This window comes from Mesorhizobium sp. M0761, from assembly GCF_040320205.1.
In the GTDB taxonomy this organism is placed as follows: Bacteria; Pseudomonadota; Alphaproteobacteria; order Rhizobiales; family Rhizobiaceae; genus Mesorhizobium.
Genome location: NZ_JAMYPF010000014.1, coordinates 74,572 through 94,218 on the forward strand (window position 1 = coordinate 74,572; position 19,647 = coordinate 94,218).

14 protein-coding genes are annotated in these 19,647 nt (G+C 64.1%); 5 read left to right on the forward strand and 9 right to left on the reverse strand.

Annotated elements, in window-relative coordinates:
* Window position 1: 1 nt before the first annotated feature.
* Both NKI32_RS21770 and NKI32_RS21775 read right to left on the reverse strand, forming a co-directional pair.
* Entirely contained in the window at window positions 2-709 is a 708-nt protein-coding gene (locus NKI32_RS21770) for a DUF922 domain-containing protein (RefSeq protein WP_502897977.1), read from the reverse strand.
* Between the two features lie 34 nt (window positions 710-743).
* Window positions 744-2,423, reverse strand: a complete 1,680-nt coding sequence (locus NKI32_RS21775) for an electron transfer flavoprotein-ubiquinone oxidoreductase (protein WP_353003549.1) — start codon at window positions 2,421-2,423, stop codon at window positions 744-746.
* Between the two features lie 302 nt (window positions 2,424-2,725).
* Here NKI32_RS21775 and NKI32_RS21780 point away from each other — a divergent pair, with 302 nt between their 5' ends.
* The 3 genes from NKI32_RS21780 to NKI32_RS21790 all read left to right on the forward strand — a co-directional run bounded on the left by NKI32_RS21780 (window position 2,726) and on the right by NKI32_RS21790 (window position 5,338).
* Window positions 2,726-3,280, forward strand: coding sequence for a hypothetical protein (locus tag NKI32_RS21780; protein WP_353003551.1), 555 nt, complete (start codon window positions 2,726-2,728; stop codon window positions 3,278-3,280).
* A gap of 141 nt (window positions 3,281-3,421) precedes the next feature.
* Window positions 3,422-4,300: a uracil-DNA glycosylase gene (locus tag NKI32_RS21785; RefSeq protein ID WP_353003553.1), complete on the forward strand. Its 879-nt coding sequence runs from the start codon at window positions 3,422-3,424 to the stop codon at window positions 4,298-4,300.
* A gap of 225 nt (window positions 4,301-4,525) precedes the next feature.
* Window positions 4,526-5,338 carry a helix-turn-helix domain-containing protein gene (locus tag NKI32_RS21790; RefSeq protein WP_353003554.1) on the forward strand — a complete coding sequence of 271 codons (813 nt, stop codon included), beginning with the start codon at window positions 4,526-4,528 and terminating at the stop codon, window positions 5,336-5,338.
* A gap of 19 nt (window positions 5,339-5,357) precedes the next feature.
* On the opposite strand, the gene NKI32_RS21795 is transcribed toward NKI32_RS21790, so the two are convergent.
* The gene (locus tag NKI32_RS21795) at window positions 5,358-6,260 is read right to left on the reverse strand and encodes a DMT family transporter (protein ID WP_352546229.1); all 903 of its coding nucleotides are present in this window, start codon (window positions 6,258-6,260) and stop codon (window positions 5,358-5,360) included.
* Between the two features lie 68 nt (window positions 6,261-6,328).
* Complete coding sequence (locus NKI32_RS21800) at window positions 6,329-6,541, reverse strand: hypothetical protein (protein WP_352546225.1); 213 nt, start codon at window positions 6,539-6,541, stop codon at window positions 6,329-6,331.
* A gap of 37 nt (window positions 6,542-6,578) precedes the next feature.
* Here NKI32_RS21800 and pepN point away from each other — a divergent pair, with 37 nt between their 5' ends.
* Window positions 6,579-9,218, forward strand: a complete 2,640-nt coding sequence (gene pepN, locus NKI32_RS21805) for an aminopeptidase N (RefSeq protein WP_353003558.1) — start codon at window positions 6,579-6,581, stop codon at window positions 9,216-9,218.
* A gap of 308 nt (window positions 9,219-9,526) precedes the next feature.
* Window positions 9,527-11,848: a PAS domain-containing sensor histidine kinase gene (locus tag NKI32_RS21810; protein WP_353003560.1), complete on the forward strand. Its 2,322-nt coding sequence runs from the start codon at window positions 9,527-9,529 to the stop codon at window positions 11,846-11,848.
* Window positions 11,849-11,952: 104 nt separating this feature from the next.
* Here NKI32_RS21810 and NKI32_RS21815 read toward each other — a convergent pair whose 3' ends face one another.
* The 5 genes from NKI32_RS21815 to NKI32_RS21835 form a co-directional block, all read right to left on the reverse strand.
* Complete coding sequence (locus NKI32_RS21815; RefSeq protein WP_023702181.1) at window positions 11,953-12,426, reverse strand: EF-hand domain-containing protein; 474 nt, start codon at window positions 12,424-12,426, stop codon at window positions 11,953-11,955.
* Window positions 12,427-12,490: 64 nt separating this feature from the next.
* Entirely contained in the window at window positions 12,491-15,457 is a 2,967-nt protein-coding gene (locus NKI32_RS21820; protein WP_353003562.1) for a bifunctional [glutamine synthetase] adenylyltransferase/[glutamine synthetase]-adenylyl-L-tyrosine phosphorylase, read from the reverse strand.
* On the reverse strand, window positions 15,457-16,932 hold the full coding sequence (locus tag NKI32_RS21825) for a sensor histidine kinase (RefSeq protein WP_353003564.1): 1,476 nt from the start codon (window positions 16,930-16,932) through the stop codon (window positions 15,457-15,459). Before NKI32_RS21825 ends, NKI32_RS21820 begins: the two co-directional genes overlap by 1 nt.
* Before the next feature lie 107 nt (window positions 16,933-17,039).
* Window positions 17,040-17,714, reverse strand: a complete 675-nt coding sequence (locus tag NKI32_RS21830; RefSeq protein ID WP_023670185.1) for a response regulator transcription factor — start codon at window positions 17,712-17,714, stop codon at window positions 17,040-17,042.
* Window positions 17,715-17,968: 254 nt separating this feature from the next.
* A complete protein-coding gene (locus tag NKI32_RS21835; protein WP_353003566.1) occupies window positions 17,969-19,522 on the reverse strand; it encodes a Do family serine endopeptidase in 1,554 nt (517 codons plus the stop codon).
* Between the last annotated feature and the right edge of the window lie 125 nt (window positions 19,523-19,647).

Sequence of the window (19,647 nt, forward strand, 5' to 3'; positions counted from 1 at the left end):
TTCACAAGCCTACCAAGGCCTCGATGATGCGCTCGACATGGCCGCCTTCACTGTGCTCGCGCGCGTCGAACGCGATCTGTTTTGCCTCATAGAGCTTGGAAGTGGCTTGCAAGCGCCGCGTGGCTTCGACGCGCGTTTTGTTGCATTGCGGATCGTTGGCAAATTTCAGGCCGCGAACCGACCGCTCGGCAGCCTGCATCATCTGCCCGGCGATACGGCCATGGGTTCCTTCATGAGCGAGAACGCCTGTGAAAAACCGGTTCCAGCGTTTGCGCAGCGCCGGCGTGACGGCCGAGGCGACGCGCGGGTAGGTGTAGGCGATGTTGAGCGTTCCATTGGCCTGGCGCAGGCGGCAGACGCCGTTGACCTGACCCACGTCCAGGCTCCAGTCGGCGGTGTAGCTTGTCTGCGCGATGGCGTGGGTCATGAAACCGTGCTTGGGGCCCCTGCGGTTCATGGCGATAACCAGACCGGCACCTGTCGTGCCGGTGATGTCATAGGTTCGCGTCTTGACGACGGTTTTCACCCCCGCCGACGCCGTCCCGACGACGCCGCAGGCCGCGCTTATGACGGCGACGCAAAACAAGACCAACACGCGCATGCCATTTTCCCCATGGACGCGGCAATGAGACCACAAGCAGACGACGGTTTCAACAATCTTGGCGCCGAGCGCCTTACATGCCTTGGTAAACCCGGCCATCGCCGCCATTTTTGCTGGTTGAGACGGTCCCGGTCGGTGAGGCTCACATGCCCTGATAGACCGGGCCTTCGCCGCCTTGTGGCGGCACCCAGTTGATGTTCTGGTTGGGATCCTTGATGTCGCAGGTCTTGCAGTGCACGCAGTTCTGCGCGTTGATGACGAAGCGCACATCCTTGGCAGACGGATCGGCGGCGGCGTTGCCGTCCTTGTCGACCCATTCGTAAACACCGGCCGGGCAATAGCGGGTCGAAGGCCCGGCAAAGACATCATGCTCGGAACGCTTCTGCAACTCCATGTCGCCGACGATGAGATGCACCGGCTCGTTTTCCTCGTGATTGGTGTTGGACAGGAACACCGAGGACAGGCGGTCGAAGGTCAGCACGCCGTCCGCTTTGGGATAGGCGATCTTCTTGTGCTTGGCCGCGGGCTCAAGCGTGGCATAATCGGCCTTGCCATGTTTCAGCGTGCCGAAGGGCGAGAAGCCGAACAGCGTGTTCAGCCACATGTCGAGACCACCGAGGCCGACGCCGATAATGGTGCCGAAGCGCGACCAGAGCGGCTTGACGTTGCGGACCTTCTTCAAATCCTTGCCGATATCGGTCGCGCGCCAGGCGTCCTCATAAGACGACAGCTCGTCATTGGCGCGGCCGGAGCCGATCGCTTGCGCGACATGCTCGGCCGCCAGCATGCCGGACAGCACCGCATTGTGCGAACCCTTGATGCGCGGCACGTTGACGAAGCCCGCCGCACACCCCATCAGCGCGCCGCCGGGGAAGGAGAGTTTCGGCACCGACTGCCAGCCGCCTTCGGTAATGGCGCGCGCGCCATAGCCGATGCGCTTGGCGCCCTCGAAGGTGCGCGATATCGCCGGATGCGTCTTGAACCGTTGGAATTCCTCGAAGGGCGACAGCCAGGGGTTCTTGTAGTTTAGATGCAGGACGAAGCCGACCGCGACCTGGTTATCCTCGAGGTGGTAGAGGAAGGAGCCGCCGCCTGTCTTCAGGTCGAGCGGCCAGCCGAAGGAGTGCTGCACCAGGCCCGGCCGGTGGTTCTCGGGCTTGACCTGCCACAGCTCCTTGAGGCCGATGCCGTACTTGCCGGGCTCACGGCCGTCGGACAGTTTGTATTTTGCGATCAGCTGCTTGGACAGCGAACCGCGCGCGCCCTCGCCGATCAGCACGTATTTGCCCATCAGCGCCATGCCCGGCGCAAAGCCCGGGCCATGTGTGCCGTCTTTTTCGACGCCCATGTCGCCGGTGACGACGCCCGTGACCGCGCCGGCATCGTTGTAGACGAGGCTGGCGGCAGCAAAGCCCGGATAGATTTCGACGCTTAGCGCTTCAGCCTTGGTTGCCAGCCAGCGGCAGACATTGCCGAGCGAGACGATGTAGTTGCCGTGATTGTTCATCAGCGGCGGCATCAGGATATTGGGCAGACGGAACGAGCCGGCGGGGCCGAGCACCAGGAAATCGTCGGCCGTAACCGGCGTCTTGAAGGGGTGGCCATCTTCCTCCCGCCAGCCCGGCAACAGGCGGTCGATGCCTATGGGATCGACGACGGCGCCTGACAGAATGTGGGCACCAACCTCGCCGCCCTTTTCCAACACCACGACGGAAAGCTCGGGATTGACCTGCTTGAGACGGATCGCTGCGGCAAGGCCCGCCGGGCCGGCCCCGACGATGACCACGTCGAATTCCATGCTCTCGCGTTCGATCTCGCTCATCAACCCCTCCGCTCTGGCCAACCGTTTCCGGCATTTTGCTGGCTCCTGCGCTGCATAGCGCATCAATCCGCGACAGGAAACCGGCGCTGACGTGACAATGCCGATTTCGACAAAAAGTCGCGGATGACAACTCTGCCGCAAGCGTTTTGCGCGCGGCCGCGCTCAGCGTCCCATATTTTAATTGTTCGACGGCTCTCTTATCGGCCATACTTATTTCCATGCGCACGCCGTCCGGCTATTCATTGACGCGCTTCCCCCTTCCGCCCGGCCGGACCTGCCGAGCGATCCTTCTCGCCCTTTCAATGCTTACGCCGGTTCGCGCTCAGGCCGAGCCGGTGAACGTGTGGGCGACCGGCGCCTATTCCTTTTCCGACGAGCTTGGCGGTTTCCACATCACCGGCGCCTCGGGCACCGGCACCAAGGAAGATCCGTTGGTCATCTCCGAGGAGCTGAATTCGTCGACGCCGGTGACGCTCACCATCCGCACCACCAAACCGATCCAGCCGTTCAGCACCAACGGCGAATTCGCCAACGGCATCCTGTACATGCGTATCGAGGTGCTCAACAACAGCGGCCAGGCCTGGGTCGAATTCCAGTTCGAGCTGCAGGAGATACTCAACCAGCCGAGCGTGTTCGGCGACGGCCTGTCCTTCGACCAGCGCAACAAGACGCCCGACAACATCCTGTCGAGCGCGTACGCCGATTTCGACCGCGATTTCGAACCCTATGACCGGCTCTTGTTCAAGAGTGGACAGATCGACCCGCTGAAGAGGGGACGCTTCGAGTTTCTGATCACCGACTACACGCCGCGCTGGACGTTCTATCTGGTGCAGGATCCGCGGATACCGACGGGGTAAGCGGCAGACGCCGTGAAAATCGCCACGAAATGCCCTTCGTGATTGGCGAAAGCCGACGAGCGCGTAATCTCCCTCCTTGAGGGGGAGATTACTAACCGCCCAACCTTGCAAATCGTCTCTCGGCGGACGAATGTGCCCGGTATGACTGCCGCCTCCCCCAACAACCGATCCGACCTGGCCGAGTTGCTCGCCTTCTACGCCTCTGCCGGTGTCGACGAAGCGTTGGAGGACGCGCCGGTGAACCGGTTTGCCGGGGCAGCACCGAAGCGCCCCGAGCGCACAACGGCGCCTGCCGCGCCGCCTCGCGAAAACAAGTTTCCGGAACAAGCCGCCGCCAGCCCCGGGCTGGACGCAAGCCGGGTGCCGGACGCGCCGGCGCGTTCCGTTCCGGCCATGGCGACGGTGCCCGACGAGGCACAGGCGGCCCTGGCCCGGCAAATGGCGGCAAGTGCCTCGACGCTCGACGAACTGCGCCAGCACATGGCGTCGTTCGATGGCTGCAACCTCAAATTCACCGCCAAGAACCTGGTCTTCGCCGACGGCAATCCGGAGGGTTCGGTGATGCTGGTCGGCGAGGCGCCCGGCCGCGACGAGGACATTGAGGGCTTGCCCTTCGCCGGCCGCTCGGGCCGGCTGCTCGACCGCATGCTGGCGGCGATCGGGCTTGACCGGACTTCGGTCTATATCGCCAACGTCATTCCCTGGCGGCCGCCCGGCAACCGCACGCCGACGCCGCACGAGACCGAAATCTGCCGCCCCTTCATCGAGCGGCAGATCGAGCTGGTCAATCCGAAGGTGCTGGTCAATCTCGGCGGCCCTTCGGCCAAGACCTTGCTCAACACGAGCGAAGGTATCTTGCGCCTGCGCGGCAACTGGCGCGTCCACACCACGGCTTCCGGTGTCGCCATTCCGGCGATGCCGACGCTGCATCCGGCCTATCTCTTGCGGACCCCTGCGCACAAGAAGCTGGCCTGGCGGGATTTTCTCGAGGTGAAGGCGAAGTTGCGGGAGGTGGGGTGAAGCGCGCCTCTTCCTTCCACCCTTGTGGGGGAAGGTGGATCGGCGCGCAGCGCCGAGACGGATGAGGGGGTGTTCCAGCGGAGTGAGACGTTGGCGTTCCCTGGAACACCCCTCATCCGACCGAGCTTCGCTCGGCCACCTTCTCCCACAGGGGGAGAAGGGAGAACCGCGCCAATGACCTCCCAGGTAATTGAAATACGCCTCTCCCCGGCCTACTCATCCCCCATGACAACAGCCCAAACCTCCGCCGGCAGCCTGATCCGCGAATGGCGCACGCGCCGGCGCATGAGCCAGCTTGATCTCGCAATGGAGGCTGAGATTTCCCAGCGTCATCTCTCCTTCGTCGAAAGCGGCCGCGCCGCGCCCTCGCGCGAGATGGTGCTGCATCTGGCCGAGCAGCTTGAGATTCCGCTGCGGCAGCGTAATCAGCTGTTGCTGGCTGCCGGCTTTGCCCCGAGCTTCAGCGAGCGGCCACTCACAGATACGACGCTGGCGCCGGCGCTTGCCGCGGTCGAGAGCGTGCTCAAAGGGCATGAGCCGTTCCCCGCCCTGGCCGTCGACCGGCACTGGAACCTGATTTCCGCCAATGCCGCCATCGGCCCGTTTCTGGCCGATGTTGCCGACCCGTCGCTGCTCCAGCCGCCGGTCAATGTGCTGCGCCTCAGCCTGCACCCGAACGGCATCGCACCGCGCATCGTCAATCTCGCGGAATGGCGGGCGCATCTGCTGGAGCGGCTGAAACACCAGAACGATGCCGCCGGCGATCCCGTCCTGGTCGAGCTGGAGCGCGAATTGCGAACCTATCCGTCCGGGCTCAAGGGTGCGCGGCCGGTGCCGGTCGAGCCCAACGGCATCGTCCATCCGCTGCGGCTGGCGCATGGCGACCAGGTGCTGTCCTTCATCAGCACCATCACCGTCTTCGGCACGCCGCTTGACGTGACGCTGTCGGAACTGGCGATCGAGTCTTTCTTCCCGGCCGACGAGCAGACGCGAGCGGTGCTGGTGCGGCTGGCGAAGGAACGTGCGGAAGCTAACTGAGCCAACCCCGCGGACCTCCTCACCCCTGTGGTGGCGCTGCCTTGCGCGTTCGGGTGCGTTCCAGGCCGAGTTGGCGCTCGCGCCAGATGATGAACATGCCGGCGGCAACGACGATCACACCGCCGACGAGCGTGTTGATGGTGGCGATATCGCCAAAGGCGAAATAGCCAACGACGACACCGAGGATCATCGAGGTGTATTCGAACGGCGCCACCACCGAGGCCTCGGCGTGGCGATAGGCTGCCGTCATCAGGATCTGCGCCAGCCCGCCGCAGAAGCCTGCGGCGACCAGAAGGCCGGTCTGCAATAGCGTCAGCGCCTGCCAGCCGAAAGGCAGCGAAAACAGCGCCATGACGCTCGCCGTCGCCGAAAACCACAACACAATGGTCGCTGTCCGTTCGGTCTGAACCAGATTGCGCACGAGCAGGATGGCATTGGCGGAGATTGCCGCTGAGAAGAGAGCAGCGATGACGCCCAGCACCTCCTGGTCGCCGAGTGCGGCGCCCGACGTGAGCAGCGTCAGTTCCGGCCAGGAGATGATCAGCACGCCGACGAGACCAACCGCGACCGCGCTCCAGCGATAGATGCGGATGGCCTCGCCGAGGAAAAGCGAGGAGAACACCACCACCAGCAACGGCTGCGCATAGTTCAGCGTAATCGCCTCCGGCAGCGGCAGCCGGGTCAGCGCGAAGAAGCCGAGCCCCATGGCGCAAACGCCGACGACACCGCGCGCAATGTGGTTCAGCGGACGTTTGGTGGCAAACGCCGTACCCAGTTTTCTCCTGAAGGCCAGGAAGATAATGATCGGGAAGATGGCGAAGAAGGAGCGAAAGAAGACGATCTGGCCGGCCGGCAAGGTGCCGGCTGCCTTGATGCAGGTTTGCATGCCGACGAAGACCGCCACCGACATCACCTTGAGCATGATCCCGGTCAGCACACGGCCTGGATGATCGGACAGTTTCCCTGCCGCCTCGTCTCTCAGCCCTAAAGTCACGCCTCCGCCGCTTCCCGAATCGTTGCCCAGATATGTGTCGTAGGACGCAGCACAGAGGCACCCATGCCGAATTTCGGTGTGACGACGGTCATCAAGGCCTCGCGATGAAGATGGAAGGGGAACGCCGTGAAATAGGCATTGGCGCAGTTTTGTCGAGTGGCCGTTTCGTGTAAAGAGCGCGCAACTTTAGATTTAATGGGCCAGGACACGTCAGCGGCTCCGATAGCGACAGGGAAACCCAAGGGAATGCGAACCGATACCGGCCAGGTCTTCAAGCTCGAAGACTACCGCCCCAACGACTTTTCCATCCCGCAAACCGGCCTCACCTTCCGCCTTTCGCCAGACGCAACGCGTGTCACCGGAGTGCTGACGATCGAACGCCGCGATGGCGCCGCCGCCTCGACGTCGCTGGTGCTGGACGGCGACGGGCTGGTGCTCAAGCGCATTGCCATCGACGGTCGCGAGCTTGCCCCGGCCGAGTATCTCGCCACGCCGGACCAGCTGACCATTTTGAGGCCGCCGGCCCGTTTCCAGCTGCTGCTCGAGACCGAGATCGCGCCGGCCAGCAATGAGGCGCTGATGGGCCTCTACCGCTCCAGCAATGTCTATTGCACGCAATGCGAGGCCGAGGGCTTTCGCCGCATCACCTATTTCCTCGACCGCCCCGACATCCTGTCGGTCTATACCGTGCGTATCGAGGCGAGGCTGGACGAAGCGCCGCTGTTGCTTTCCAACGGCAATCCGGTCGAAAGCGGCGCGCTTGCCGACGGCTGGCACTTTGCAGTCTGGGACGACCCTTTCCCCAAGCCGTCCTATCTGTTTGCGCTCGTGGCCGGCAATCTCGGCAAGGTTGCGGACAGTTTCGTCACCATGTCCGGGCGCGAGGTCGAACTCGGCATCTATGTCGAGCCAGGCAAGGAGGGGCTTGCCGGCTACGCCATGGATGCGCTGAAGCGCTCGATGCAATGGGACGAGCAGGCCTTCGGCCGCGAATACGACCTCGACGTCTTCAACATCGTCGCCGTTTCCGACTTCAACATGGGGGCCATGGAGAACAAGGGCCTCAATATCTTCAACGACAAGTATGTGCTGGCCGACCGGGAAACCGCCACCGATGCCGATTTCGCCAATATCGAGGCGATCATCGCGCATGAGTATTTCCACAACTGGACCGGCAACAGGATCACCTGCCGCGACTGGTTCCAGCTCTGCCTTAAGGAAGGGCTGACGGTCTTTCGCGACCATGAATTCTCCGCCGACCAGCGCTCGCGCGCGGTCAAGCGCATCGCCGAAGTGCGCACGCTGAGGGCACACCAGTTCCCCGAGGACCAGGGACCGCTGGCGCATCCGGTGCGGCCGCGCCGCTACCGCGAGATCAACAATTTCTACACGGCGACCGTCTACGAAAAAGGCTCGGAAGTCGTGCGCATGATCCGCACTATCCTCGGGGCCGAGGCTTTCCGCACCGGCATGGACCTCTATTTCGAGCGCCATGATGGCGAGGCCGCGACGATCGAGGACTTCCTGAAGGTGTTCGAGGACGTCTCCGGGCGCGACCTGTCGCAGTTCGCGCTCTGGTATCACCAGGCGGGCACGCCGAACCTGACCGTCAGTTCGACGCACAATCCGGCGACGCGCGAGTTTACGCTCGAGATCGAGCAGTCGGTGCCGCCGACACCGTCGGAGAGCCGCAAGCGCCTGATGCACATTCCGCTCGCCTTTGGCTTGGTCGGCGCCGGCGGCGAACCGGTCGCCTATGGCGGCGTCGAAGGCGCCACCGTCGAAGACGGTGTCATCCATATCCGCAAGCGCCGACATATGGTGCGCTTCTCAGGCGTCGCCGAGCGGCCGGCGGTGTCGCTCAATCGCGGCTTTTCGGCGCCGATCACACTTTCGGTCGAGCAGAAGGCCGACGACCAGTTCTTCCTCGCCGGCCATGACAGCGATGCCTTCGCGCGCTGGCAGGCGTTCAACACGCTGCTCACCGATGCGCTGATAGCGGGCTTCCGCCAGATCCTCGGCGGCGCGAAGCCGGCTTTCACCGCCAGGCTGACCGGACTTGCCGGCAAGATCGCCGGCGACGAGACCCTGGAACCTGCCTACCGGGCGCTGGCGCTGTCACTTCCGGGCGAGGCCGACATTGCCCGCGACATCGGCACGAACATCGATCCCGACGCCATCTTTGCCGCTCGCGAGGCGTTGGCGCTGGCAATCGCGCGCGCCAATCAGCAAACGTTCACCGACCTATACGGCCGCCTCGCCGGCGACGGGCCGTTCAGCCCCGACGCGGCAAGTGCGGGACGCCGCGCGCTGCGCAACATCCTGCTCGACTACCTCTCGCTGCTGCCGAAAGGTGCTGCGCTCGCCGCCCGGCATTTCGAAACCGCGACCAACATGACCGACCGCGCCGCAGCGCTGACCGTCCTTGCGCACCGCCATGACGGTTCGCCGGAGGCGACCAAGGCGCTGGCCGATTTCGAGGCGCGTTATGGCGCCGATCCGCTGGTCATGGACAAATGGTTCCAGATCCAGGCCAGCGTGCCGGGACGCCGGACAGTCGACACGGTACGCGAGCTGACTGGTCACGCAGCTTTCTCGATGGCCAATCCGAACCGGGTGCGCTCGCTGGTCGGCACATTCGCCAGCGCCAACCAGACCGGCTTCCACCGAGCCGATGGCCAAGGCTACCGGTTTTTTACCCAGACCGTACTCGAGGTTGAAAAACGCAATCCGCAGGTGGCGGCCAGGCTGGCGACAGCGCTGCGCTCGTGGCGCTCGCTGGAGCCGGGCAGGCAAGCTCAGGCCAGGGAAGCGCTGCTGGCGATCGCCGGTGCCGAGAACCTGTCGGCGGATTTGCGGGATATTGTGGAGCGAACGCTAGCCTGATCCCTCCCCCTTGAGGGAACGGTGGACAGCCGCCGAAGGCGGATGGACGGGTGGGGTCGTTGCGGCAGTGCGCGACCTCGACCAACTTCGACCGTGATTGAGAGAGTCGAGCGCTTCGCCGAGGACCCCACCCGGCCCTTCGGGCCACTCTCGCCTCAAGGAGGGATTTCAGCGTTATTTCAATCAATTTTTAATGTTTTTCGGCCGCGCCTCTGGACAAGGCGAATCACCTTTGATTCTTTACAGACGATTCGGACGTGCGGTGTTGCCGGATCGTCAAGCGTACGGAAATTCGGGGAGTGCCATTTATGGCCAAGGCGGACGCGTGGGGCGCGCCCGAAGGGACGGCTTTTGAGCGGCGCAAGGCGCGAGGCGACGGCCTCGCCGGCAATACGCGGCTCATCGCTGAACCAGCCTACCGGCGGCTCCTGGCTGCCGAACCCCTTCTGCGCCGTTCGATACCGGCTCTCATCATCATCTTCCTGATCGTCATCGCCGCACTGCGCGTGCTGTCGCTGATGAACGAGCGCGACGAGGCCGAGCGCGACGTCAAGGCGGTGCTGGGTCTCGCCGCCGGCCAGATGGCGAACGCAATCTCGGCCGACCCGACCGCGGCATCCAGCGGTGCAATTGATCTTCTGGAAAGCACGAGCCGCCAGGGCGCCATGGGCAGAAGCCATGTGCTTGTGATCACCGACAGCGCCTTCAAGATCATTGCCGTCTCGCCGCTGTCGACCGGCTGGCAAGGGCGATCGCTGGACAGCCTGGTGCTGGACGGCCAGCCGCTGTTCATGTTCGGCGACCGCGCCGGGGTCATGGATGTCAGCATCGGCGGCCAGGACTGGTACGCGGCGGTGAGCCTGACCCGGGACCGCAAGAACGCCGCCGCCGTGCTGGTGCCGCAGGAAGCGGTGTTCGACAGCTGGCGCAAGACCGTCTCGCTCAACGTCACGCTGTTTGTGCTGACAGCCGGCGTGCTGATCATCATCCTCTACGCCTATTTCGGCCAGGCATCGCGCGCTCAGACAGCCGACCGCATCTATCTCGAAGCCCATCAGCGCATCGACATGGCGCTGGTGCGCGGTCGCTGCGGCCTGTGGGACTGGGACATGGTGCGCGGCAAGATGTACTGGTCGCGCTCGATGTACGACATGCTGGGCTACGAGCCCTGCAACTCGATGCTGTCGTTCGGCGAGGTCGACGACATCATCCACCCCGAAGACGGCGACCTGTTCGAGCTCGCCAACAAAATCGTCGAGCGCGAGATCGACCATATCGACCAGGTGTTCCGGATGCGTCACGCCGACGGCCAGTGGGTATGGATGCGCGCCAGGGCCCAGGTGATCGACCCGGAAGCGCCTGAGATCCAGCTGATCGGCATTGCCGTCGACGTCACCGAGCAGCGGCATCTGGCGCTGCGCTCGGAGGCGGCCGACCTGCGCCTGCGGACCGCGATCGAAAACATCAACGAATCCTTCGTGCTGTGGGATGCCGCCCAGCGCCTGATCATGTGCAATTCCAAATACCAGAAGGACAACGGCCTGTCGGACCGCGACGTCATGCCGGGCGCTGCGCGCGCCGTGCTTGAAGAGCGCATGCTTGCCTTCGCCTCTGAACGGCGGCTGGCCAACACCAACGGGCCGCAAGGGGGCGCAACCTTCGAGCGGCAGCTCTCCGACGGCCGCTGGCTGCAGGTCAACGAACTGAGGACCCGGGACGGCGGCACGGTCTCCGTCGGCTCCGACATCACCCAGATCAAGCTGCACCAGGAAAAGCTGGTCGACAGCGAGCGCCGGCTGATGGCGACCATCCACGACCTCAGCCTCGCCCGCCGGGCCGAGGAAGAGCGCGCCAAGGAACTGGTCGAGCTCAACCGCGAATATATGAAGGAAACCGAGCGCGCCGAGGCCGCCAATCGGGCCAAATCCGAATTCCTAGCCAACATGTCGCACGAGCTGCGCACGCCGCTCAACGCCATCATCGGGTTCTCCGAACTGATGGAACAAGGCCTGTTCGGGCCGCTCGGTTCGCCGCGCTACGAGGAATATGCCAACGACATCAACGGCAGCGGCAAATATCTGCTCGGCGTCATCAACGACATACTCGATATGTCGAAGATCGAAGCCGGCCAATTCTCGGTGGACCGCGAGGAAATCGATCTCTGCCCGCTGATCCGCGAGACGGTGCGGGTGATCTCGCTGCAGGCGGCGGAGAAATCGATCACGGTCGAAACCCGCATCGCCGATACGATGACGCTGTTCGCCGACCGCCGGGCGATCAAGCAGATCGCCATCAATCTGCTGTCGAATGCGGTGAAGTTCACCGGCCGGGGCGGCCATATCTCGGTGCGCGCCCGCAACACGTCAGGCGCGCTGGTGCTGACCATCGAGGACAATGGCTGCGGCATTCCGAAGGAGGCACTGAGCAAGCTTGGCCGCCCCTTCGAACAGGTGCAGAACCAGTTTTCGAAGAACCACGCCGGCTCCGGCCTCGGCCTTGCCATCTCGCGCTCGCTGGCCGAGCTGCAGGGCGGCGCGCTGAAAATCCGCTCGACCGAAGGCGTCGGCACGATCGTGTCGGTGCGCATTCCGGTGAAGAAGCCGGCGCTGGCGGTGAAGGCGGCGGCCTGACGGCCCGCCAATGCGAGCGGTGCTCTCCGCCGCGTTCAAGGACTGAGTAGCCCCGGTCATGTAAGGGCTCCGGCGGCTTTCGCCGCCGGAGACATATCGCCATTTCACTCCATGCTGTCGTCGCCGCCGTCCCATTGGTGGTGGCGGCCCATGCGGCCTTTCTTTGGCAGTTCGTTGCGCTCGATCTTGCCGTCATTGTTGCGGTCGAGCATGGCGAACACCTTCTTCTCGCGCCCGGTGATGTCGTCCGTGGTCAGCGTGCCGTCGCCCTTGCTGTCGTAGCGGGCAACTATGCGCTTGGCCATTTCCTCGAACCGCGCCTTCTCCAGCGCGTCAGCGAGCTGGGCGACTGTCAGCTTGCCGCCATTATCGGCGACCAGCTTCTTCAGCCGCGCGTTCATGGCGTCGGAAAACTGGTCGAAGCTGATGGTGCCGTTGGAATCCTTCATCGCCTTGTCGAGGCGCATCATCGCGCCCTCGCGCATTCTGGCGCTGGCATTGTTCTCGGCATAGGCGGTGGTGCCAACGGCGCCGGCAAGCGCGACAAAGGCAAGGGCAAGTCCGGTTGTCTTTCTCATGGGTATCTCCTGTTGCATCGTCACCCCCGATGCGATCCGAAACAGCCGCCAACGCTTCACGCCCTCACGACCGTTTCGTACGAAGCAAAAGGTTGAAATCCTTTCTGACCTTTTGCGACGTTTCCTTGAGATGTGCTTCCAGCACACCGAAATCCGGCAGGTCAGTCACCGCCAGAAGCAGATCCGACAATCCCGGCGGAACGTCATCGCGTTCGAATGCACCGGTGAGGCAAAGCCGCGTCATCTGGGTCAGCGCCAGATAGAGTTGGTAGGCTTCGCAAAGCTGCTGCCTGACGTCAGCCTCGGCGAAACCCGGCGACAGATGCGCCAGGATTTCGCCGGTCGCGGTCACCCTGCGGCCGGCTTCGACCTGCCCGGTTATAACCGCCACCTGCGCGATGAATTCGAGGTCGATGAGGCCGCCGGAGATGAGCTTGATGTCCCAGAGATCGCGCGGCGATTTTTCCTTCTCGATCAGCGCGCGCATCTCGGATGCCTCCGCCCTCACCTTGGCGGCGTCGCGCGGCAAGGCCAGAAGTGCCGCCACCTCGGCCTCGACCTCGGCGCAAAGGGCCGCGTCGCCGCCGATGGCGCGCCCCCGGGCCAGCGCCATGTGCTCCCAGGTCCAGGCCTCCTGGCGCTGGTATTTCTTGAAGGCATCGATGTGGGTGGCCACCGGCCCCTTGTTGCCGGATGGCCGCAAGCGCAGGTCGAGCTCGTAGAGAACGCCTTCGGCGGTCGGCGCCGAGACAGCCGCGATCAGCCGCTGCGTCATCCTGGTATAGTAGTGCGATGGTGCGAGCGGCTTGTCGCCGTCGGACTCGTCGGCATTCGCGTCGTGGTCGTAGAGCAGAATGAGGTCGACATCGGAGCCGGCGGTGAGCTCGCGGCTGCCGAGTTTGCCCATGCCGAGCAGCGACACGGTGCCGCCGGCGATACCGCCGTGGCGCAGCGCGAATTCGGTGGTCACCGCCTGCAATGCGGCGTCGATGGTGAGGTCGGCGAGATCGGAAAAGGCGCGGCCGGCGCGCGCCGGGTCGATCGAGCCGGCGAGCAGCCTGACACCGATCAGGAATTTCTGCTCGGAGGCAAAGATGCGCAGCCGGTCAAGCACATCCTCGTAGGGCCTGTCGCCATCGATGAAAGCGGCCAACCGCGCTGAGAGATAGGCGCGGTTGGGCAGTTCGGTGAGCAGCGCCGGGTCGAGCAGACCGTCGAAGACATGCGGGCGCCTTGTGATGATTGCCGCCAGCCGAGGCGCGGCGCCCATGATCGTCGCCATAAGCTTCAGCAGAGCGGGATTCGACTGCAGCAGCGAAAACAGCTGGATGCCGGCGGGCAGGCCGGCGAGGAGTTCATCGAAGCGAACCAGCGCCTCGTCGGCCCGGCGCGTCTGGCCGAAGGCTTTGAGCAGCGCCGGCGTCAGTTCGGTCAGCCGCTCGCGCGCTTCCGCCGACTGGGTGGCGCGATAGCGGCCGAAATGCCAGCCTCGAATCACGCGGCAGATGTCGCTTGGCCGCTGGAAGCCAAGGCCGTGCAAGGTCTGCAGCGTGTCGGGATCGTCGACATCGCCGGTGAAGACCAGATTGCCGACGCCGGCCGACAATTCAGGCGCGGTCTCGAACAGCGCGGCGTAATGGCGCTCGACCTCGTGCAAAGCCGCGCGAAAGGTTTCGGCAAATCTGGCGGCATCGGCAAAGCCCAGCATATGGGCGATGCGTTCCAGCCCTTCATCATCGTCGGGCAGAATATGTGTCTGCTCGTCGGCGACCATCTGGATGGCGTGCTCGACGCGGCGCAGGAACCAGTATTGGCGGGTGAGCGCGCCGCGGGCATCGGCGGTGATCCAGTTGCGAGCCGCCAGCGCCCTCAGCATCGGCACCGTCTCGCGGCCGCGCAGCTCCGGAAAACGGCCGCCGGCGATCAGTTGCTGGGTCTGGACGAAGAACTCGATTTCGCGAATGCCGCCGCGGCCGAGCTTGACGTTGTGTCCTTTGACCGCGATCTCGCCATGACCCTTGTGGGCATGGATCTGGCGCTTGATCGAATGAACGTCGGCGATCGCCGCATAGTCCATGTATTTGCGCCAGACATAGGGCTGCAATTCCCGCAGGAACGCATCCCCGGCATCGAGATCGCCGGCCACGGGACGCGCCTTGATCATGGCGGCGCGCTCCCAGTTCTGGCCGCGCGCCTCATAGTAGCGAAGTGCTGCCTCGACCGGGATCGCCAGCGGCGTCGAGCCTGGATCGGGACGAAGCCTCAAATCGGTGCGGAAGACATAGCCGTGCCCGGTGCGGTCCTGCAGGATGCGGACCAGCCTGCGGGTCAGGCGCGCAAACAGCTCTGTGGCGTCGAGCGGATCGACGATTGCCGGCGCATCCGGATCGAAGAAGACGACGAGGTCGATGTCGGAGGAGAAATTCAGTTCATGCGCGCCAAGCTTGCCCATGCCGAGCACGATCCAGCCGGATTGCCGTGACGGATTTTCGGGATCGGGCAATTTGAGCTTGCCTTGGCTGTGCGCCTCGCGCAGCAGGAAGTCGACCGCCGCGCAGGTGCAGGCATCGGCGAGATTGCTGAGGCGCCTTACCGTCAGCGCTGCATCGGCCTCGCCGGAGAGGTCTGCAAGTGCGATCAGGAAGTGAGCTTCACCCTTCCACTGCCTGAGTTCCATCATCAGGCTGGATTCGGAAACGGTCTCGGAAAAGGCGGCCTTGCCGATCGCTTCGGCGATGGCGAGCAGCCGAGCCTCGACACTGCCATCGAACAGCGCGTCGAGGATTTGCGGCCGGCGGCGCGCGACATCGCGGAGGAAAGGCGAGAGATCGAAGACGGCAGCGAGAAACTCCTGGGCCGCGCCCTTGCCTCCTAGGAATTTCGCCAGCCGCGGCAGGTTCTCGTCCTTGGCATCGCCAGCGATCTCCGACAGTTCACGCCGGGCGCGGGTCTCATCCAGCGGCGCGAGCTGCGCCGCCAGTTGCAGGCGCCATTCGGTCTCGATCCGTTTCTGCGCCATCCGCACCGCCATCAATGGTCCTCCCGCCCCGGGAAGCTCATGATAACGGACAATCCGGGATTGGCAGGCAGAAGTTCAAGCCGGCCATTGTGAAAAGTCATGATCGCCTTGGCGAGGCTGAGACCAAGGCCGGATCCCGGCTGCGAGCGGCTCTTTTCCAGCCGCACGAAGCGCTCGGTCGCCCTGGCGCGGTCGGCATCGTCGGGGATGCCATGGCCATTGTCGGAAACGGAAAGGCGGATTTCGTGACCAACGCGCTGCAGGGCTACGCGCACGGCAGGCTTTTCCGTCGCATCGGTCGAGTATTTGATGGCGTTGTCGACGATGTTCGACAGTGCCTGGCCGATCAGCTCGCGGTTGCCATCGACGGAAAAATTCCCGTCCGCGGCAGTTTCAAGCACCACGCCAGCCTCCTCCGCGACCGGCTCATAAAGCTCGACAACGTCATGCACCGCGGCGGCGAGATCGACCTTGCTGGTGCTCTCCGAGGAATAGCCGGCCTCCAGCCTGGAGATCATCAGGATGGCGTTGAAGGTTTTTATCAGCTGGTCGGATTCGGCGATGGTGCCTTCCAGCGCCTGCCGGTAGTCGGTGGTCTTGTGCTTGCCCGAAAGTGTCGCCTCGGCGCGGTTGCGCAGTCTGGTCAGCGGCGTCTTCAAATCATGGGCGATGTTGTCGGAGACCTGCTTCAGCCCTTCGTTGAGCGTCGCTATCCTGGCCAGCATGGTGTTGAGGTTTTCCGACAGGCGGTCGAACTCATCACCGGCGCCGGTCACCGGCAGCCGTCCCGTGAGATCGCCGCCCATGATGCGGCGGCTTGCCTCCGAGACGCTGTCGATGCGCTTCAGCGCGGCGCGGCCGACAAGGAACCAGATCAGCAGCCCGCCCAGGCCCATCATGCCCAGCGCCAGCATCAGGGCGCGGCGGACGACGGCGCGGAAGCGCTCGGGCTCGCCGAGATCGCGGCCGACCAGCATGATCATCTGGTTGGGCAGCCGCAGCACCAGCGCGATGGCGTTGTGGCCCTTCTCGCCCTCGGACTGAATTTCGCTCTCGCCGGGCTCCGCGCCGTTCGGGTCAGCAGCCTGGTTGCGCTGCCGTTCGAGCTCACCTTCGCCGAAACGGCGATAGGAGAAGGGCTCGGTCGTCCAGCCATCGGTCTCGAGCACCCCCGGTGCCAGGCTCTGCACGTTGCCGGTGAGGATCTGGCCGTTGACGTCGGCAATGAGATAGAGGTTGGCGCCGGGCTGGCGCGAGCGCTGCTCGACGACGCGCACCAGCCGCGGCAGGCCGCCGCTCTGATAGGCACGGGCGAGGCCGAGCACCTCGTCATTGATGGTCTGCTGGGTCTGGCCGGTCAGCATGCGGGCCGACAACGACGTCATGTAGAAGACCAGCAACACGGCACATAGCGCGAAAAGCAGGAAATAAAGCGCTGAAAGCCGCGCCGCCGTCGTCCTCATGATGGCCGGCAGGGAAAGGGCCATCGAGTTCTAGCTCATGATGAGATTTGGCTGAAATCTCATCATGACCTACCCCTTTGTTGGAGCATGATCTTCTCCAAAAACCGGTACCCACTTTTTGGGATCATGCTCTAGCCGCTCTTCAGCATATAGCCGGCGCCGCGAACCGTATGCAGGATCGGCTTGTCGAAACCCTTCTCGATCTTGCCACGCAGGCGCGAGACGTGAACGTCGATGACGTTGGTCTGCGGATCGAAATGATAGTCCCAGACATTTTCGAGCAGCATGGTGCGCGTCACCACCTGGCCGGCATGGCGCATCAGATATTCGAGCAGGCGGAATTCGCGCGGCTGCAGCGTGATCTCGCGCGCCGCGCGCTTGACCGAATGGGACAGCCGGTCAAGCTCGAGATCGCCGACCCTGTAGACGGTTTCGGCCTCCCTGGCGCTGGCGCGGCGGTTCAGCACCTCGACGCGGGCGAGCAATTCGGAAAATGCATAGGGCTTGGTCAGATAGTCGTCCCCGCCGGCGCGCAGACCGGTGACGCGGTCATCGACTTCGCCCAGCGCCGACAGGATCAGCACCGGCGTGGTGTTGCCGCGCGAGCGCAGGCCGGCAATGACGGAGAGCCCGTCGCGGCGTGGCATCATGCGGTCGACGACCATCACGTCATAGTCGCCGGCATCGGCCAGCGCAAAGCCGGTTTCGCCGTCGCCGGCGACATGGGCGGTGTGCCCAGCCTCGGCAAAGGCCTTCTGCATATAGTCGGCCGCCTCGCGATCGTCTTCTATGACGAGAATCTTCATAGAGCCGTTATACGCGATTTCGCCGGAAGATTGAGGGGCCGCCATGAGCGCAAAAGCTTTCGTTCAAGCATGTCGTTTTGCCAAAACCGCAGTGCACTTTTGGGCGACATGCTCCGCTGTTAGAGCGGCAGCGGGCGATGGGGGCCCGCTGCCGCCGGGGGCAGAACACGATGACTGACTAACGCGTTCGGCCCCTTGCTTCCCGTGCGGCGGCTCGGGGGTGTTGAAACCGCCGCACTGGAAACTGTGTGATGTCAGCCTTTGGCGACTGGCAGCGCGACGAAGCGGTTTGAATCGTCGCGGGTGATCTGCATCAGCACCGCCTTGCGGCCGGACTTGACCGCATCGGCCATCGCCTTGGCGACGTCGTCGGTGCCGTTCACCTCCGTCGAGTTGACCGAGGTGATGACATCGCCGGGCTGGATGCCGCGGTCGGCGGCATCGCTGTCGGGATCGACATCGGTCACCACCAGGCCCTTGCCGTTTTCCGACTTGGTGACGGTGAGGCCGAGATCGGCCAGCGCGGCGGGCTTTGCCGGTGCCGCGGGCTGCTGCGGGTCGGCCGAGGCCTGCTTGTCGGTGGATGGCAACGTGCCGAGATCGACCTTGATGGTCTGGCTCTTGCCGTCGCGCCACACCGTGACGTCGACCGACTTGCCGGGTGGGTAGGCGCCGATCAGACGAGCCAGTTCCTTCGGCGATGCGACGTCCTTGCCTTCGACCTGGGTGATCACGTCACCGGCGGTGATGCCGGCCTTCTTGCCGGGGCCACCGTCCTGGGCGCCCGAAACCAGAGCCCCGTTCTGCGACTTCAGGCCCAGCGATTCGGCGATGTCCGATGTAACCGGCTGGATTTCGACGCCGAGCCAGCCACGCTGCACCGAGCCGCTCTTCATCAGATCCTGCACCACCTGCTTGGCGGTCGAGGCCGGAATGTCGAAGGCGATGCCGACGCTTCCGCCCGACGGCGAGAAGATCGCGGTGTTGATGCCGACGACCTGGCCGTTGAGGTTGAAGGTCGGGCCGCCCGAATTGCCGCGGTTGACCGAGGCGTCGATCTGGATGAAGTCGTCGTAGGGACCGGCGCCGATATCACGGCCACGGGCCGAGACGATGCCGGCGGTGACGGTGCCGCCGAGGCCGAACGGATTGCCGACGGCCACCACCCAGTCGCCGACGCGAACCTTGGAATCGTCGGCGAAATCGACATAGGTGAACTTGCCGACGCCATCGACCTTGAGCACCGCCAGATCGGTGCGCGGATCGGTGCCGACCAGCTTGGCGTCAAGCTCCTTGCCGTCATTCATCACCACTGTGAAGGCGGAGCCTTCCTCGACGACATGGTTGTTGGTGACGAGATAGCCGTCATCGGAGATGAAGAAGCCAGAACCCTGCGCCACCGGACGCGGCTGGTCGTTGTTATGGTCGCGGTGGCTGAAGCGACGATTGCCGCCGTCATGGCCGTTCTGATCACCAAAGCCGCGGAATTGCTTGAAGAACTGGCGCAGCTGCGGATTGTCGGGCAGGTTGTTCATGCCGTCCGGATCGTCGGACTGGTCGGAGCCGTCATCGGCGGCAGGCTCGATCTTGGCCTTGACCTTGACGCTGACCACGGCCGGCGAAACGCGCTCGACGACATCGGCAAAGCCCGGCACCTGGGGCGCTTCGACCCGCACGGCGTCGGCCAGAACGGGAGCTGTACCAGTGGCAACGGCGCCGAAACCGATGCCGCCGGCAATGGCCAGCGAAGCGGCGGCGGCCAACAGGCGTTTGCGGGTGCGGGAATATGGGTTGGGGGCGATAGTCATGGGTCTCGTATCCTCTTTTCACTGGATGCGGCTCAGGCAGAGCATCCTCGGACAAGAGAAATAGAGAGGCGCACATTACGGCGCCATTTCCGGTGCATGAAAGTTTTGTAATGTTGGGCGGTCGC

Coding starts and splice junctions, on each gene's coding strand:
- NKI32_RS21795 (WP_352546229.1), bottom strand. CDS start 6,260: ATGCTCAAGGTGATGTCGGTGGCGGTCTTCGTCGGCATGCAAACCTGC.
- NKI32_RS21810 (WP_353003560.1), top strand. CDS start 9,527: ATGGCCAAGGCGGACGCGTGGGGCGCGCCCGAAGGGACGGCTTTTGAG.
- NKI32_RS21780 (WP_353003551.1), top strand. CDS start 2,726: ATGCTTACGCCGGTTCGCGCTCAGGCCGAGCCGGTGAACGTGTGGGCG.
- NKI32_RS21820 (WP_353003562.1), bottom strand. CDS start 15,457: ATGGCGGTGCGGATGGCGCAGAAACGGATCGAGACCGAATGGCGCCTG.
- NKI32_RS21830 (WP_023670185.1), bottom strand. CDS start 17,714: ATGAAGATTCTCGTCATAGAAGACGATCGCGAGGCGGCCGACTATATG.
- pepN (WP_353003558.1), top strand. CDS start 6,579: ATGCGAACCGATACCGGCCAGGTCTTCAAGCTCGAAGACTACCGCCCC.
- NKI32_RS21825 (WP_353003564.1), bottom strand. CDS start 16,932: ATGGCCCTTTCCCTGCCGGCCATCATGAGGACGACGGCGGCGCGGCTT.
- NKI32_RS21775 (WP_353003549.1), bottom strand. CDS start 2,423: ATGAGCGAGATCGAACGCGAGAGCATGGAATTCGACGTGGTCATCGTC.
- NKI32_RS21770 (WP_502897977.1), bottom strand. CDS start 709: ATGGCGGCGATGGCCGGGTTTACCAAGGCATGTAAGGCGCTCGGCGCC.
- NKI32_RS21785 (WP_353003553.1), top strand. CDS start 3,422: ATGACTGCCGCCTCCCCCAACAACCGATCCGACCTGGCCGAGTTGCTC.
- NKI32_RS21835 (WP_353003566.1), bottom strand. CDS start 19,522: ATGACTATCGCCCCCAACCCATATTCCCGCACCCGCAAACGCCTGTTG.
- NKI32_RS21790 (WP_353003554.1), top strand. CDS start 4,526: ATGACAACAGCCCAAACCTCCGCCGGCAGCCTGATCCGCGAATGGCGC.
- NKI32_RS21815 (WP_023702181.1), bottom strand. CDS start 12,426: ATGAGAAAGACAACCGGACTTGCCCTTGCCTTTGTCGCGCTTGCCGGC.